A 15489-nucleotide genomic window follows, 5' to 3' on the forward strand; every position below is an offset into this window, starting at 1 on the left:
TCACGTTCATGGCCGCGATCCTGGTACTGTCGATAGCAGCTGAGGCGGAGCCGAGGCCTGCGCCGACGATCTGCTGGACCTGCCGGTCTCCGAGGCACGTGACCTCTTCAAGCCTGAATTCGCAAGACTGGTCGAGCCGTAGCCGGGATGGCGCGGTGTAACGCCGGCCGTCCGCTTTTCGCTTTATTGTGACAATGATCTATGGTTTGTCGCGCCGCGGCCAAGCCGCTGTTCCGAAGCGTTTTTTGAGGGAGTAATCGATAAATGGCGAATGAAAACTGGCCCGTTTACGGTGAGATCACCGGCCCTGTCGTGATGATCGGCTTCGGCTCGATCGGACGGGGAACGCTGCCGCTGATCGAGCGCCATTTCAAATTCGACAAGTCGCGCATGACGGTCATCGACCCGCGCGACACCGATCGTAAATTGCTCGACGAGCGCGGTATCACCTTCATGCAGGATGCGGTGACCAAAAAGAACTACAAGAAGCTGCTGACACCGCTTTTGACCAATGGCGGCGGCCAGGGCTTTTGCGTCAACCTGTCGGTCGACACTTCCTCGCTCGAGTTGATGAAGCTCTGCCGCAAGCTTGGTGTCCTCTATATCGACACGGTGGTCGAGCCCTGGCTCGGCTTTTATTTCGACGAAAAGGCCGACAACGCCTCACGCACCAACTATGCGCTGCGCGAGACCGTACGCACTGAAATCGCGAAGAACCCTGGCGGCACCACGGCGATCTCGTGCTGCGGCGCCAATCCGGGCATGGTCTCGTGGTTCGTCAAGCAGGCACTGGTCAATCTCGCCACAGATCTTGGCCTCGACTTCTCGGAACCCGCGCAGCACGATCGCGAAGGCTGGGCCAGGCTGATGAAGAAGGCCGGCGTCAAGGGCATCCATATCGCCGAGCGCGACACCCAGCGCACCAAGAAGCCCAAGCCGATGAACGTGTTCTGGAACACCTGGTCGGTCGAAGGCTTCATTTCGGAAGGGCTGCAGCCGGCCGAGCTCGGCTGGGGCACGCATGAGGCGTGGATGCCGAAGAACGCCAAAAGCCACAAGCACGGTTCGAAGGCCGCGATCTATCTGGAGCAGCCCGGCGCCAATACACGCGTGCGCACATGGTGTCCGACGCCCGGCCCGCAATACGGTTTCCTGGTGACACACAACGAAGCGATCTCGATCGCCGATTTTTTCACCTTGCGCGGCAAGAAGGGCAAGGTGCAATACCGGCCGACCTGCCATTACGCCTATCATCCCTGCAACGACGCAGTGCTGTCGCTGCACGAGATGTTCGGTGTCGCCGGCAAGGCTCAGCCCGTGCATCACGTGCTCGACGAAAATGAACTGGTCGATGGCGTCGACGAACTCGGCGTGCTGCTCTACGGCCACGCCAAGAACGCCTACTGGTATGGCTCGCAGCTGTCGCTGGCCGAGGCGCGCAAGCTGGCGCCCTGTCAGAACGCCACCGGCATGCAGGTCACGTCGGCGGTGCTGGCCGGCATGGTCTGGGCGCTGGAAAATCCCGAGGCCGGCATCGTCGAGGCCGACGAGATGGATTACAAGCGCTGCCTCGACGTGCAGGGCCCCTATCTCGGGCCGGTCAGGAGCTATTATACCGACTGGACACCGCTCGACAATCGGCCTGGTCTGTTTCCCGAGGATCTCGACACCAAAGACCCGTGGCAATTCCGCAACATCCTCGTTCCATAGCAGCGTTGCCTCGACACTCCGCCAGCTTGCAATCGCCCGGAAATCGGGCGATTGAAGAGGGGCGGCCCAGAGCGACGTGCGTCCATTTGGACGCACAAAGTACGCTCTAGCACTTTGAATGTGCGCATCGTGCTTTCCGAAAATCGGATCGATTTTCGGGCCGATGCGAGAGGAGAGGATCTTGAAGATGACGATTGCGCAAAGACTGCTTTCGGCTGGCATTGCCGCGGCCGCTACGGTCGCGTTGGCGGCCTGCACGACAACCGGCCCAGGCGAGCCGCCGGTGATCACGGCCAAGGGGGTTGAAGGCTCCTGGATCGACGCGCAGGGCACGGGCTTGTCCACCTTCAAGGGCGGCAGCTTCGCGACCGTCGCAACCGACACCGGCCAGAAGCTTGCCGATGGCAGCTACACCATGACCGGCGGCACCTCGGTCGAGATCCATGGCACTTCGCTGATCCGCCAGACGCCGATCAGCTTCAACTGCCTGATGGTCTCCACCAGCCAGCTCAATTGCACCAGCGCGAGCGGGCAGAATTTTGTGCTGACCAGGCGCACCTGAAATCCGATTCCGAATTTACTTTGCACAAGGGCGGCGGCTTCAAGCCGCCGTCTTCTTGCGCCGGCAAAGCTGATGCCGATTTCCGCTTGCATCGACTGAAACACGATGTGAACATAGCCCAAGAGGGCTGTTACATCCCAGTCAAACAAGAGCGTTAAACGCCTCTGGTCAGGTTATCCGGGAGACGAGAATGAAGAAGATTGCTGCCATCGCCGCGCTGTCGGCATCGGCGCTTGGCCTGTCGGCAGGGGTATCCTTTGCCGACTACACGCTCAACATCCTGCACATCAACGACTGGCATAGCCGCATCGAGAGCAACAACAAGTACGAATCGACCTGCTCGGCCGAGGAGGAGACCAAGGGCGAATGCGTCGGCGGCGCCGCCCGCCTGGTCACCGCTATCGCGCAGGAGCGCAAGAAGCTGGAAGGCCAGAACGTGCTGCTGCTCAGCGCCGGCGACAATTTCCAGGGCTCGCTCTTCTACACGACCTACAAAGGCAAGACCGAAGGCGAATTCCTCAACCAGATGAAATTCGATGCCGAGGCTCTGGGCAACCATGAGTTCGACGATGGCGAGTCGGCGCTGGCGCCGTTTCTCGACATGATCCAGTTTCCGGTGCTCGGCGCCAATGTGAAGGCCAATGCGCAATCCAAGCTCGGCGACCGCGTCAAGCCGTCGATCGTGGTCGAGGTCGGCGGCCAGAAGATCGGCATCGTCGGCGCGGTCACCAACGACACGCCGGAGCTTGCCACCCCTGGCCCGAACATTGCCATCGAAGACGACGTCAAGTCGATCACCGCTGAGGTCGAGAAACTGAAGCGAGAGGGCGTCAACAAGATCATCGCGGTCACCCATATCGGCTACAAGCGCGAGCGCGACGTGATCGCCAAGATCCCGGGCATCGACGTGGTGGTCGGCGGCCACAGCCATTCGCTGCTGTCCAACACCGACCCCAAGGCGGAAGGCCCATATCCGACGATGGTCGACAATCCGGACGGTTACAAAGTGCCGGTCGTGCAGGCGGCGTCCTATTCGAAATATCTCGGCGAGTTCAAGGTCGTGTTCGACGACAACGGCGTCGTCAAGGAGGCAAGCGGCGATCCCATCCATCTCGACAAATCGATCACGCCCGACCCCGCCGTGCTTGCCCGCATCAAGGAACTCGGCGCGCCGATCGAGGCCTTGAAGAACAAGGAAGTCGCCGAGACCACCAAGGCGATCGACGGCAGTCGTGAAAACTGCCGCGCCCGCGAATGCGAGATGGGCAATCTGGTCTCCGACGCCGTCCTCGACCGGGTCAAGGGCCAAGGTGTCGAGATCGTCATCTCGAATGGCGGCGGCTTGCGCGCCTCCATCGACCAGGGCACCGTCACCATGGGCGAGGTTCTCACCGTCCTGCCGTTTCAGAATACGCTGGCGACCTTCCAGATCTCCGGCAAGGATTTGGTTGCCGGCCTCGAAAGCGGCCTCAGCCAGGTCGAGGACGGCGCCGGGCGCTTCCCGCAGGTTGCCGGCCTGAAATATGCGTTCGACAAATCGGCGCCGCCTAACGGACGCGTCAAATCGGTCGAGGTCATGGAAGGCGGCGCCTGGACGCCGATTAAGCCGGACAAGGATTACCTGGTCGCCACCAACAACTATGTCCGCCAGGGCGGCGACGGCTACAAGGTGTTCGCCGAGAAGGCCAAGAACGCCTATGATTACGGCCCGGGGCTGGAACAGGTCGTCGCCGACTACCTAGGCGCGCACCGGCCCTATACGCCGAAGCTCGACGGCCGCATCACCGAGATCGCCGCGACCGTGGCCCCGGCCGCAGAACCTGCCAACCCTGCCGAACCGCCAAAACCTGCTGAGGCTGCGCCGGCAAAGCCCGTTGAGCCGGCAATGCCCGAAATGCCGGCCGGCTCCGGCGACATTTCCAAGACCCCGCCGGCCGTCCCGGCTGAAACAGCGCCGGCACCCGCACCCGCCGAGCCGGCCCAGCCGGCGGCACCTGCGGCTCCGGCCACACCGGCTCCGGCGACCCCTGCTCCGGCTGAGCCGGCACCGGCCGAAAGCAGCCATGTAATCGTCGCCGGCGATACCTATTGGGATCTCGCGGTGAAGGCTTATGGCGACGGCACCAAATGGAAAATAATCTCCGATGCCAACAAAGCCTACGAGCCACGCCGCCTTCCGGTCGGCGCAACCTTGACGATCCCGGCGGCCTCGAAGTAATCCGGCCGCAGGAACGCAATGCACCCGCCCGGCAGACCGGGCGGGTCTTGCATTTCTGGGATAAGGTGCGGCCAGACGCAGCATTTGAAAACCGGCGCGGCATCGCTACTTTCGCCGCGGCACCGTTGGTTCGCGGTGTTGGAGAACCTCATGACGCTTGCCAACCCTGCTGAAATCAAAGCCGAGAAGACTGCCGCCTCGCCGTCGGCAGGGCGCCCTCTGGTCAGGACCGGCAAGGTCGGTGTCATGCTGATCAATCTCGGCACCCCGGACGGCACCGGCTTCAAGCCGATGTGGCGCTACCTCCGGGAGTTCCTGTCCGATCCGCGCGTCATCGAGCTCAACAAGGCGATCTGGTATCCGATCCTCTACGGCGTGGTCCTCACCACCCGGCCGAAGAAATCAGGGGCCAACTATGCCAGGATATGGAACCGGGAGCGCAACGAGTCGCCGCTGCGAACCTACACCCGCGCCCAGGCCGAGAAGCTCGCGCTCGCGCTCGGCGAGCTACCCAATGTCGTCGTCGACTGGGCGATGCGCTACGGCAACCCTTCGACCGAGAGCGTGGCCGAGAGACTGGTCGAGCAAGGCTGCGACCGCATCCTGTCTTTCCCGCTCTATCCGCAATATTCGGCGACGACGACTGCGACTGCCAACGACCAGCTGTTTCGCGCGCTGATGAAGATGCGCCGCGCCCCGGCCATTCGCAGCGTGCCACCCTATTACAACGAGCCGGCCTATATCGAGGCGCTCGCCCGTTCGATCGAAAAGCATCTGGCGAGCCTCGACTTCGAACCGGAAATTGTCATCGCTTCCTATCACGGCATTCCGAAACCCTATTCCGACAAGGGCGACCCCTACCAGGCCCATTGCCTCGAGACGACCCGACTGCTGCGCGAAAAGCTCGGCTGGGATGAAAACAAGCTGATTACCACCTTCCAGTCGCGCTTCGGCGCGCAGGAGTGGCTGCAGCCCTACACCGACAAGACGGTCGAAAGACTAGGGCGCGAAGGCGTGAAATCGGTCGCCATCGTCAATCCAGGATTTTCCGTCGACTGCATCGAGACGCTGGACGAGATCGGCAGGGAAGCGTCCGAGACCTTCCATCATGCCGGCGGCGAGAAGTTCGCACACATCCCTTGCCTCAACGACAGTGCCGAGGGCATGGCGGTGATCGAGGCGATGGTGCGGCGCGAGCTGTCCGGCTGGGCCTGAACAGATTACCCGTCTATGCACCCGCAATCCGTGATCACCTGATTGTAACATTGCTGAAACACACTTAAGTGTTTGATGGGAATCGGTCGCGTGGAATATCCAACATGGCCGGCCTTTGAGGGGAGAGCCAAATGGGTTTCAGTGGTTTTGATATCGCGCTTCTTGTTCTTGTCGCCCTTGTCGTGCTGGTGCTTATCAAGGGCATCCGAACAATTCCGCAAGGCTATAATTATACCGTCGAACGTTTTGGCCGTTACACCAAGACATTGAACCCAGGCCTCAACCTGATCGTGCCTTTCGTCGACCGTGTCGGCGCCAAGATGAACATGATGGAGCAGGTGCTCGACGTTCCGACGCAGGAGATCATCACCCGCGACAATGCCACCGTTGCCGTCGATGGCATCGCCTTCTATCAGGTGCTCAACGCGGCGCAGGCCGCCTACCAGGTCTCCGGCCTGCAGAATGCGATTCTCAATCTCACGATGACCAACATCCGCACCGTGATGGGCTCGATGGACCTCGACGAACTTTTGTCGAACCGCGACGCCATCAACGAGCGCCTGCTGCGCGTCGTTGACGAGGCGGCGCATCCCTGGGGCATCAAGATCACTCGTGTCGAGATCAAGGACATCAACCCGCCGGCCAATCTCGTCGAATCGATGGGCCGACAGATGATGGCCGAGCGCAATAAGCGCGCGCAGATCCTCGCCGCCGAAGGCCTCAAGCAATCGCAGATCCTGGAGGCCGAAGGCCGCAAGGAAGCCGCGTTCCGCGATGCCGAGGCGCGCGAGCGCTCGGCCGAGGCTGAAGCACGCGCCACGCAGGTGGTGTCGGAGGCGATTTCCAAAGGCGACGTGCAGGCGCTCAACTACTTCGTCGCGCTGAAATACACCGAAGCGCTGACCAGGATCGGCTCAGCGACAAATAGCAAGCTCGTGCTGATGCCGATGGAGGCCTCATCGCTGATCGGCACGCTCGGCGGTATTGGCGAAATCGCCAAGGAAGTTTTCCGAAGCGAAGGCACCGCCGGTGCCGCACGACGGGCCGCCCGCCCGCCGGTCGTTCGTCCGAGCGAAACCTGAGGCCACAGCCATGCTCGACCGCATTGTTTCCGAACTCGGCCCGTGGAGCTGGATGGTCCTCGGCTTCGTCCTGCTGGTAATGGAGGTCATCGCGCCGGGCATTTTCATGCTGTGGATCGGCATTGCCGCGCTGTTGATCGGCGTCGTCTCACTGCTCATCTGGGATGCCGGTTTCTGGACCTGGCAAGTCCAGGTCCTCGCCTTCCTCGCGCTGTCGCTGGTCTCGGCCTATGTCGGCAAGCGGCTGGTGGGCGGGCGCCATGATGAAACCGACCAGCCCCTGCTCAACCGTCGCGGCGCACAGATGGTCGGCCGGACGGCGACCCTTGCCGAGCCGATCAAGGACGGGCGCGGCCGCATAAAGCTGGGCGACACGTTGTGGCGCGTCTCCGGCCCTGACCTGCCGGCCGGCACGCAAGTGCGCGTGACGGGCGCCGCTGATACCGACCTGGAACTGACGGTCGAGGCGGTCTAGAAGCCCGCTAGGCAGCACCGATGCGCAGCAGATCGTGCAGATGGACGAGCCCGATCGGCCGCCTGCCTTCGACCACCATCAGGCTGGTGATAGCCGAGTCGTTGATCGTCTGCAGCGCCGTCGCAACAAGCGTGTCGGGCGCGGCCATTTTCGGCTCTCTGGTCATCACCTGATCGACGCTCATTGCCAGGAGATCGCTGCCGATATGGCGCCTGATGTCGCCATCGGTGATGATGCCGATCAGCTTGCCGTCCGCGGCAGTCACGGCCACGCAGCCAAACCCCTTGCGCGACAATTCGAGGATTGCCTCGCGCATGCCGGTACCTGACGACACCAGCGGCAGCCTGTCGCCGACATGCATGATCTCGCGGATCTGCGTCAGGTTGGCTCCGAGCTGGCCGCCGGGATGGAACGTGCGGAAATGGTCCGGGGTGAAGCCGCGTGCCTCGAGGAGCGCGATGGCCAGCGCATCGCCCATCACCATTTGCAATAGTGTCGAGGTCGTCGGCGCAAGCCCGTGCGGGCAGGCTTCCGGTGCTCGCGGCAGCAGAAGCACAACGTCGGCCGCGCGCGCCAGAGCCGATTTTTCACCCGCGGTGACCGCGACCAGCGGGATCGAGAAGCGCCTCGAATAGGCGATGATGCCCTTGAGCTCAAGGCTTTCGCCCGACCACGAAAGCGCGATTATGGCGTCGTTTCTGGCGATCATGCCAAGGTCGCCGTGATTGGCTTCGGCAGGGTGGACGAAGAAGGCCGGCGTGCCGGTCGAGGCGAGCGTTGCGGCGATCTTCGAGCCGATATGGCCGCTTTTGCCGACCCCGGTGACGATGACGCGGCCATCGATCTGCGACACCATGCCGACGGCTCGTGCGAACGGCTCGGCCAGCCCGTTTTCGAGAGCGTCTGCCAGTGCCGCGACGCCGGCCTGCTCCGTCGCCACGGTTCTCAGCGCCGAGGCAATCGCGGCCTGCCCGTCATGCCGCTTCCTGTCTGGGGATTTCACGTCCATGGACGATGCGATTAGCGCTTCGGCGCGCGCCTGTCCAACGGAATTGCCGTCCCGAACCTCCTGACGGGCCATGCCTCAACGCTCCGTTAACCATCCCCATTTACGGTTTCGTAAGTATGGCGCGCGTGCGCCGCGCAAGCAGTGGTGCCGATGTCCGGGTTTCAGCCTCAAAACAAAATGGGACGAAAGGGCAAGGCGGTCTGCGCTTTGCTGCTGGCAACCAGTGTCTTTGCGTTGTCGCGGCCGGCACTGCTTTGCGCCCAGGAAACCGAGCTGCGCGGCGAGGTTTCAGAATCGACAATCCTGGACGACCAGCAGTACAAGATCAGGCAATCGAGCATAGCCGGAACCCAAGCCGCGCAGGCTGCTGCAACCGCCAACGACAATACGCCGCTGCCTACCTATCGCCCGGCCAGCCAAGGGGCGTTGCCTGACGACGGCACGGGCGAGGCGGTCACAACCGGCGGCACTTTCGATCAACCAGCGGCCAGCGGCGATCCATTTCCCGACAACCCTGCTCCGCCCCCCCGACGGCGGCCAAGCCCGACACAACGCGCCGCCAATGCGGCCAACGCCGAAGACGAGACCGCTGACAGCCAGAAGCGCAAAAGAACCGCGACTGCAGCCGCGGCGGCGACCGATGACACCGATACCGCCGCCATAGACGAGCAGGATACGGTCAACCGCCGTGCCGTCACCATCGATTCCGCCGAGAGGCTCAAGCTCGACCCCGGCGCCGAGCGCACCGAAGCCATCGAACGCCAGGACAAGAAGAACGAGGACGACCCGTTCGCCGCCACCGGCATCAAGCTCGGCTCCTTCGTGATCCGGCCGACGCTCGAGCAAGGCCTGACGTCTTCGACAAACGCCGATTCGAGCAGCCTCGGCAAGCCGGCCTTGCTGTCGGAAACGACGCTGCGCTTCAACGCCGTCTCCGACTGGCGGGAGAATTCGGCGACGGTTGAGGGCTATGGCATCTTCCGCGAAACCTTGTCCGGCTATGACATTCACGAGGCGCAAGGCCGCGTCGACGGCACACTCAACATCGATCTCGACAATGATCTGCGCGCCATCGCCAAGCTGGGCTATGAGGCCGTGCCCGAATCGGCCTCGGCGCCGGACGCGGTCGTCGGCGCCGTTGGCCAGCCGGTGCGTCAGACCATGAACGGCAGTCTCGCCGTCGAGAAGGATGCCGGCAAGATGCGCTTCGCGCTGACCGGCGCGGTCGAGCACGACATCTTTGGCGACGCCAAGCTTTCGTCGGGCGGATCGCTGTCGCAGAAGGGCCGCGACTCGACGCTGTACACGGCCCTTTTGCGTACCGGTTACGAGATCTCGCCTGCCATCACCCCGTTCACCGAAATCGAGATCGGCCGGCGCGCTTATGATTTGCGCGTCGATCCAAACGGCTTCCAGCGCTCCTCGACCAGGCTTGGCGCACGGGCCGGCGTCGAGCTCGATCTCCGCGAGAAGCTTACCGGCGAGTTCTCGGTCGGCTGGCTGCGCGAAGCTATCGACGACGATGCCCTGCCGGCTATTTCGGGCGCGACGGTCAATGCCGATCTCAAATGGTCGCCGGAACGCGGCACCACGATCGGGCTTACCGCACAGACGACCGCCGAGAACACGACGAATGCGGGCGAAAGCGGCGACATGCTCTATTCCGGCAGCCTCACCGGCGAGCGGCAGATTCGCGCCAACCTGACCGGAAATGCCGCTCTCGGCCTTGAATGGCGCGACTATACCGGCTCCGACGATCATGATTTGACGCTGAGCGCCGAGGCTGGGCTGACGTGGTGGCTGAACCGCTACACCGGGCTCACCACCCGCGCCAGGACTGAAAAACTGACCAGCAACCTGGTTGGGCGCGACTACACGGCCAACAGTATCTTCGTCGGCTTGAAGTTGCAGCGCTAAATGCATGTCGCGCAAAAGTGTGCAGCGGTTTTGCGATAACGACTTGCGTAAAACAAGAACCTAAAGCGCGTCGCATGAGGCCGGTCGAACGCGGCGCGCTTTAGCCGATCAGCGCGGCAACCGGTGTTGAAACTACAAGGCTACGCCGCGGCGTTCTGACGGCGCGAGTTCGTCGAGAAGCGTGCGAATGACACCGGCCATGCTGGCATTCATGTCTCTGCGCCACAGTGCGAAGGCAACGTTGGCCTCGACGAAGCCTTCGGGCGAGCCGCAGTCGAACGTTCGCCCGCGGTAGTGGTAGCCGTAGAAGGGCTGTTGCTTCTGCAGCTTCAGCATTGCATCGGTGAGCTGGATCTCGTTGCCGGCGCCTTTTTCCTGACCTTCGAGTATCTTGAATATCTCCGGCTGCAGGATATAGCGCCCGTTGATGTAGAGGTTCGACGGCGCCGTGCCGGTCTTCGGCTTTTCCACCATGCCGGTGATGCGGAAACCGTGATGCGCGTCCTCGCCGCGGCCGACAATGCCGTATTTGTGCGCCTCGGCCGGATCGCATTCCTGCACGGCGACGATGTTGTTGCCGGTCTGGGCGTAAAGCTCGACCATGTCCTTCATGCAGCTTTTTTCCGACTGCATGATCATGTCGGGCAACAGTAGCGCAAAGGGCTCGTCGCCGACGAGCTCGCGCGCGCACCAGACGGCGTGACCAAGGCCGAGCGGTACCTGCTGGCGGGTGAAGCTGGTCTGCCCCGGCGCCGGCTGCAGCCGCTGCAGGCGGGCGAGCTGGTCGTCCTTGCCGCGCTGCGCAAGCGTGTCGTAGAGCTCGAACTGGACATCGAAGTGATCCTCGATGACCGCCTTGTTGCGGCCGGTCACAAAGATGAAATGCTCGATCCCGGCTTCGCGCGCCTCATCGACCACATACTGGATGACCGGCCTGTCGACGACCGTCAGCATTTCCTTGGGAATGGCCTTGGTGGCGGGGAGAAAGCGCGTGCCGAGACCGGCAACCGGGAACACTGCCTTGCGAACTCTCTTCATGTGCCAATTATCCATTTGCATGCTTGTTCGGCAATCCCGATTCGAGACATTTTCATGCCGAAATCGAGGATTACTGAACGGCGGGTCAGAAATCTCAGCTGGTAAAGCATTGACGCATCTTTTCACCCCGGACGGCACCTATGGTAAACCAAATGCTAACCGGGTTCGGCGATGAATAGTCTTCCTGAGATGAAGAAGGAGGAAAAGATGTCCGTTCGCAACGCCGCAAGGCGCTTCACCAGCGTCCTGACGGCCGCCAGCCTCTCGTTTGCCTTGCTCATGCCCAGCGGGCCGGCTTTTGCCGATGCCGGCTTCCGCCAATGGGTCGCCAGCTTCCGTGCTACCGCCGTGGCGAGCGGCGTTTCCGGCTCCGTCTACGACCAGGCATTCAAGGGCATCAACGATGCTGACCCGGTGGTGCTGGAAAAGGCCCGTACTCAACCCGAATTCACCGCACCCGCTTGGGATTATTTCGACAACCGCGTCCATGACCAGTCGGTCGCCGTCGGCCAGCAGATGGCAAGGAAATGGAAGCCTTGGCTGGACAGGATCGAGGCAAGATACGGCGTCGACCGCTACATCCTGCTGGCCATCTGGTCTATGGAATCGAACTACGGCGAAACCCTCAAGCGCGATGATATCATGCGCAATGTGGTGCGCTCGCTGGCGACGCTTGGTTATGCCGACCCGAAGCGAGCGAAATTTGCCCGCACCCAGCTGATCGCGGCGCTGAAGATCCTGCAGACCGGCGACATCGACGAAAGCCATCTCAGCGGCTCATGGGCCGGCGCGATGGGCCATACCCAGTTCATCCCCACCAGCTACCAGTCCTATGCGGTCGATATGGACGGCAACGGCAAGCGCGACATCTGGAATTCGATTCCCGACGCACTGGCGACAGCCGCCAATTTGCTGAGGAAGAACGGCTGGCAAGCAGGCAAGACCTGGGGGTATGAGGTCAGCCTTCCGGACGGCAAGAAGCTGCCCGGAGGCTCGAAGTCGCTGTCGCAATGGCAGGCGCTGGGGGTCAGCCGTGCCAACGGCAAGCCGTTCAAGAACGGTGCGGACAAGGCGACGTTGAAGCTGCCCGGCGGCCGCGGCGGGCCGGCTTTCCTGATGATCAAGAATTTCTCGGTCATCAAGCGTTACAATAATGCCGACAAATATGCGCTCGCCGTGGGCCTTCTTGCCGACGAAATTGCCGGCTATGGCGGGCTTGTGCAGGACTGGAAGCGACCGTTTACCAAGCTCTCCTTCGAGGAAAGGCAGGAGCTTCAGAAGCGACTTTCCGAGCACGGCTATTACGACGGCAAGTTCGACGGCAAGATCGGTGACGGATCGAAAACCGCCATCATGGCCTTCCAAGCAAAGGCTGGCTTGACCCAGGACGGGTATCCGAGCAAGGAAGTGCTCAAATGGCTCAGGCAGAACTAGAGCCGGTTGCGGGATGGAGAGGGTGATTGGTTTCGGCTGCGCGCATCCGGTTAATCGTTCGTCGCGTGCCGATCCTGGTTCTGGCGATCGCCGTTCTGGCAGTCGGCGGCGCCAGTGCCTTTCATACCGCGGCCATGGCGCAGGAGCCGGAAAGTCGTGGCTGGTCGCTGCGCGACCTGTTGTTTCCGCGCAGAAGCGAGCGGTTTGAGCAGCCGCCGCCCGAATTCCAGAGAGAATTCCAGAGAACAAAGCCCAGGCCCAAGCTGAGAAAGCCCCGGTCAGTTCGCCGGCCGCCGCCGGCCGAGCCGACAACCCCGGTGGCCGAGAAGGCGCCGGATGCACGCGTCGTTCTGGTGGTCGGCGATTTCATGGCGTCTGGGCTGGCTGAGGGGCTCGACGCCGCCTTTGCCGAGAACACCGGCGTCAGGATCGTCGTCCGTGCCAACGGATCGTCCGGCTTCGTGCGTGACGATGTCTACAACTGGCCAGAACAGGTTAAGTCGCTGATCGCTGCCGAAAAACCGGCAGCCGTCGCCGTCATGCTCGGATCCAACGACCGGCAGCAGATGCGCGTCGGCGATGTGCGCGAGCAGCCGCGATCCGAAAACTGGACCAAGGAATACGAGCGCCGGACCGATGCGTTCGGCAAGGCCATCGCCGCAACCAAGGTGCCGTATCTGTGGGTCGGCATGCCGGCCTTCCGGGTCTCGAAAATGACCTCCGACATGCTGGCCTTCAACGACATCTTCCGCTCGTCCGCCGAAAGCCACGGCGGCGAATTCGTCGACGTCTGGGACGGGTTCGTCGACGAGAACGGCGCCTTCATCACCAGCGGACCGGACATCAACGGCCAATCGGTGCGCCTGCGCTCCGACGACGGCATCAACATGTCGAAGGCCGGCAAGCGCAAGCTCGCCTTCTATACCGAAAAGCCGCTGATGAAGATCCTTGGGCTGGCCGCGCCGGGAAGCGTGGTCCCGGCTTCTGCCCCGGCCGGCGCTCCCGTCGAGGCGCCGTCACCTGCTGCCGCGCCGATAGCTGTCGATCGCACCGTGCCGATGCTGCTCAGCGATCCGGCGCTGGACGGCGGCTCGGAACTTCTCGGCGCCGCCCCGCCGGCAAAAGCGGACAAGCATTTGCCGGGCGAAAGGCTTGTCATCGAGGGCAAGGCGCCCGACGCCTCACCGGGCCGTGCCGACGATTTCTCGTGGCCACCCAAGACACAGCCTGCGACGGCGGCCGCATCCGATACGACGACGGCGATCCGGCAGTAAAGCTGGCGCCTCTTTCTGTAGAGTTTCGGAACGGGCTCAGCGCGGCAGCACGCTCGATCCCATCAGCGCCTCGTCGATGGCGCGCGCCGCCTGGCGGCCCTCGCGGATCGCCCAGACGACCAGCGACTGGCCGCGCCGCACGTCGCCCGCCGTATAGAGCCTTTCGACGCTGGTCCTGTAGTCCCGGTCATTGGCCTCGACATTCTTCGAACGGCGGCTGTCGGTGACGATCTTCATCTGCCCGTCGAGTTCCGAGACCGGCCCGTGAGCGGCTGGCCCGGCAAAGCCGATGGCGATGAACGCGAGATCGGCGCGGATGACGAATTCGGTGCCGGCGATTGGCTTGCGCTTTTCGTCGACCTCGCAGCATTTGACCCCGGTCAGCTGGCCGTCCTCGCCGATGAATTCAAGCGTCGCCACCTGGAATTCGCGCTCGGCGCCTTCGGCCTGCGACGATGACGTGCGCATCTTGGTCGCCCAGTAGGGCCAGACCGACAGCTTGTCTTCCTTTTCCGGCGGCTGCGGCCGGATGTCGAGCTGGGTGACGCGCACCGCGCCCTGGCGGAAGGCGGTGCCGACGCAGTCTGAGGCAGTGTCGCCGCCGCCGACGACGACGACGTGCTGGCCGCCGGCGACGATCGGGCGCGACGGCCATGCGACCGACTGGATCGGCTCGCCGCCGATACGCTTGTTCTGCTGCACCAGATAGGGCATGGCGTCGTGCACGCCGTCGAGATCGTCGCCCGGGATGTTGGCCGGGCGCGGCGTTTCGGAACCGCCGCAATAGAGCACGGCATCATATTCGGCGAGCAGTTCGGCGACCGGCTTGTCGACGCCGACATTGACGCCGCAATGGAAGCTGACACCTTCGCCCTGCATCTGCTCAATGCGCCGGTCGATATAATGCTTCTCGATCTTGAAATCGGGGATGCCGTAGCGCATCAGCCCGCCCGGCCGGCTCTCGCGCTCATAGACGTGAACGTCATGGCCTGCGCGGCCGAGTTGCTGGGCAGCCGCCATGCCTGCCGGCCCCGAGCCGATGATCGCGACGCGCTTGCCGGTCTTCCGTTCCGGCGGATAGGGCCGGATATGGCCGGTTTCATAGGCTTTGTCGGCAATCGCCTGCTCGATCGTCTTGATGGCGACCGGAATATCCTCGAGGTTCAGCGTGCAGGCTTCCTCGCAAGGTGCGGGGCAGATGCGGCCGGTAAATTCCGGAAAATTGTTGGTCGAATGCAGGTTGCGGATCGCGTTTTCCCAGTCGCCATTGTAGACGAGGTCGTTCCAGTCCGGGATCTGGTTGTGGATCGGGCAGCCGGTCGGTCCATGGCAATACGGAATGCCGCAATCCATGCACCGCGCGGCCTGTTTCTCGACCTCCTTGTCCGACATCGGCAGCGTGAACTCGCGGAAATGCCGGATGCGGTCGGAAGCCGGCTGGTACTTGTGCACCTGCCGGTCGATCTCGAGAAACCCTGTTACCTTGCCCATAGTCCAGTCCCTACTGTCCGGAAGGCACGCCTGGCGACGCACCCGTTAACCTCATAAGGCAGCT

The 15489-nt window shown here is 62.8% G+C and carries 12 protein-coding genes; 9 read left to right on the plus strand and 3 right to left on the minus strand.

The genetic code is table 11. From position 1 onward, the window contains the following. The first annotated feature begins 264 nt into the window (after positions 1 to 264). The 6 genes from NKI47_RS05275 (at position 265) to NKI47_RS05300 (ending at position 7262) form a co-directional block, all read left to right on the plus strand. The gene (locus NKI47_RS05275) at positions 265 to 1710 is read left to right on the plus strand and encodes a homospermidine synthase (protein ID WP_352588102.1); all 1446 of its coding nucleotides are present in this window, start codon (positions 265 to 267) and stop codon (positions 1708 to 1710) included. A gap of 187 nt (positions 1711 to 1897) precedes the next feature. After that, positions 1898 to 2272 (plus strand): outer membrane lipoprotein Omp10, encoded by a 375-nt coding sequence (gene omp10 / locus NKI47_RS05280; protein WP_023720183.1) that lies wholly within the window; start codon positions 1898 to 1900, stop codon positions 2270 to 2272. Between the two features lie 190 nt (positions 2273 to 2462). Then, the gene (locus tag NKI47_RS05285) at positions 2463 to 4490 is read left to right on the plus strand and encodes a 5'-nucleotidase C-terminal domain-containing protein (protein ID WP_352588105.1); all 2028 of its coding nucleotides are present in this window, start codon (positions 2463 to 2465) and stop codon (positions 4488 to 4490) included. A gap of 150 nt (positions 4491 to 4640) precedes the next feature. Continuing rightward, positions 4641 to 5705 (plus strand): ferrochelatase, encoded by a 1065-nt coding sequence (gene hemH, locus NKI47_RS05290; RefSeq protein WP_352588108.1) that lies wholly within the window; start codon positions 4641 to 4643, stop codon positions 5703 to 5705. A 131-nt stretch (positions 5706 to 5836) separates the two neighbouring features. After that, positions 5837 to 6787: an SPFH domain-containing protein gene (locus NKI47_RS05295; protein WP_352588111.1), complete on the plus strand. Its 951-nt coding sequence runs from the start codon at positions 5837 to 5839 to the stop codon at positions 6785 to 6787. A 10-nt stretch (positions 6788 to 6797) separates the two neighbouring features. Next, positions 6798 to 7262: an NfeD family protein gene (locus NKI47_RS05300; protein ID WP_352454064.1), complete on the plus strand. Its 465-nt coding sequence runs from the start codon at positions 6798 to 6800 to the stop codon at positions 7260 to 7262. Between the two features lie 7 nt (positions 7263 to 7269). On the opposite strand, the gene NKI47_RS05305 is transcribed toward NKI47_RS05300, so the two are convergent. After that, positions 7270 to 8271, minus strand: a complete 1002-nt coding sequence (locus tag NKI47_RS05305; RefSeq protein WP_023675389.1) for a KpsF/GutQ family sugar-phosphate isomerase — start codon at positions 8269 to 8271, stop codon at positions 7270 to 7272. Between the two features lie 177 nt (positions 8272 to 8448). On the opposite strand from NKI47_RS05305, the gene NKI47_RS05310 reads away from it, so the two are divergent. Further along, positions 8449 to 10188 carry an outer membrane beta-barrel protein gene (locus tag NKI47_RS05310; RefSeq protein ID WP_502898021.1) on the plus strand — a complete coding sequence of 580 codons (1740 nt, stop codon included), beginning with the start codon at positions 8449 to 8451 and terminating at the stop codon, positions 10186 to 10188. Positions 10189 to 10320: 132 nt separating this feature from the next. Here the strand turns inward: NKI47_RS05310 and galU are convergent, their stop codons facing one another. Beyond that, entirely contained in the window at positions 10321 to 11226 is a 906-nt protein-coding gene (gene galU, locus NKI47_RS05315) for a UTP--glucose-1-phosphate uridylyltransferase GalU (protein ID WP_352588118.1), read from the minus strand. 207 nt (positions 11227 to 11433) lie between these two features. Between galU and NKI47_RS05320 the strand changes: the two genes are divergently transcribed. Next, positions 11434 to 12660 (plus strand): lytic murein transglycosylase, encoded by a 1227-nt coding sequence (locus NKI47_RS05320; protein WP_352588121.1) that lies wholly within the window; start codon positions 11434 to 11436, stop codon positions 12658 to 12660. Positions 12661 to 12686: 26 nt separating this feature from the next. Then, positions 12687 to 13934, plus strand: a complete 1248-nt coding sequence (locus NKI47_RS05325; RefSeq protein ID WP_352588124.1) for an SGNH/GDSL hydrolase family protein — start codon at positions 12687 to 12689, stop codon at positions 13932 to 13934. A gap of 36 nt (positions 13935 to 13970) precedes the next feature. Here the strand turns inward: NKI47_RS05325 and NKI47_RS05330 are convergent, their stop codons facing one another. Further along, complete coding sequence (locus NKI47_RS05330) at positions 13971 to 15425, minus strand: glutamate synthase subunit beta (RefSeq protein WP_352588127.1); 1455 nt, start codon at positions 15423 to 15425, stop codon at positions 13971 to 13973. Positions 15426 to 15489 lie beyond the last annotated feature (64 nt).

Origin of the sequence: Mesorhizobium sp. M0633 (assembly GCF_040320645.1) — a bacterium.
Classification (GTDB): domain Bacteria; phylum Pseudomonadota; class Alphaproteobacteria; order Rhizobiales; family Rhizobiaceae; genus Mesorhizobium.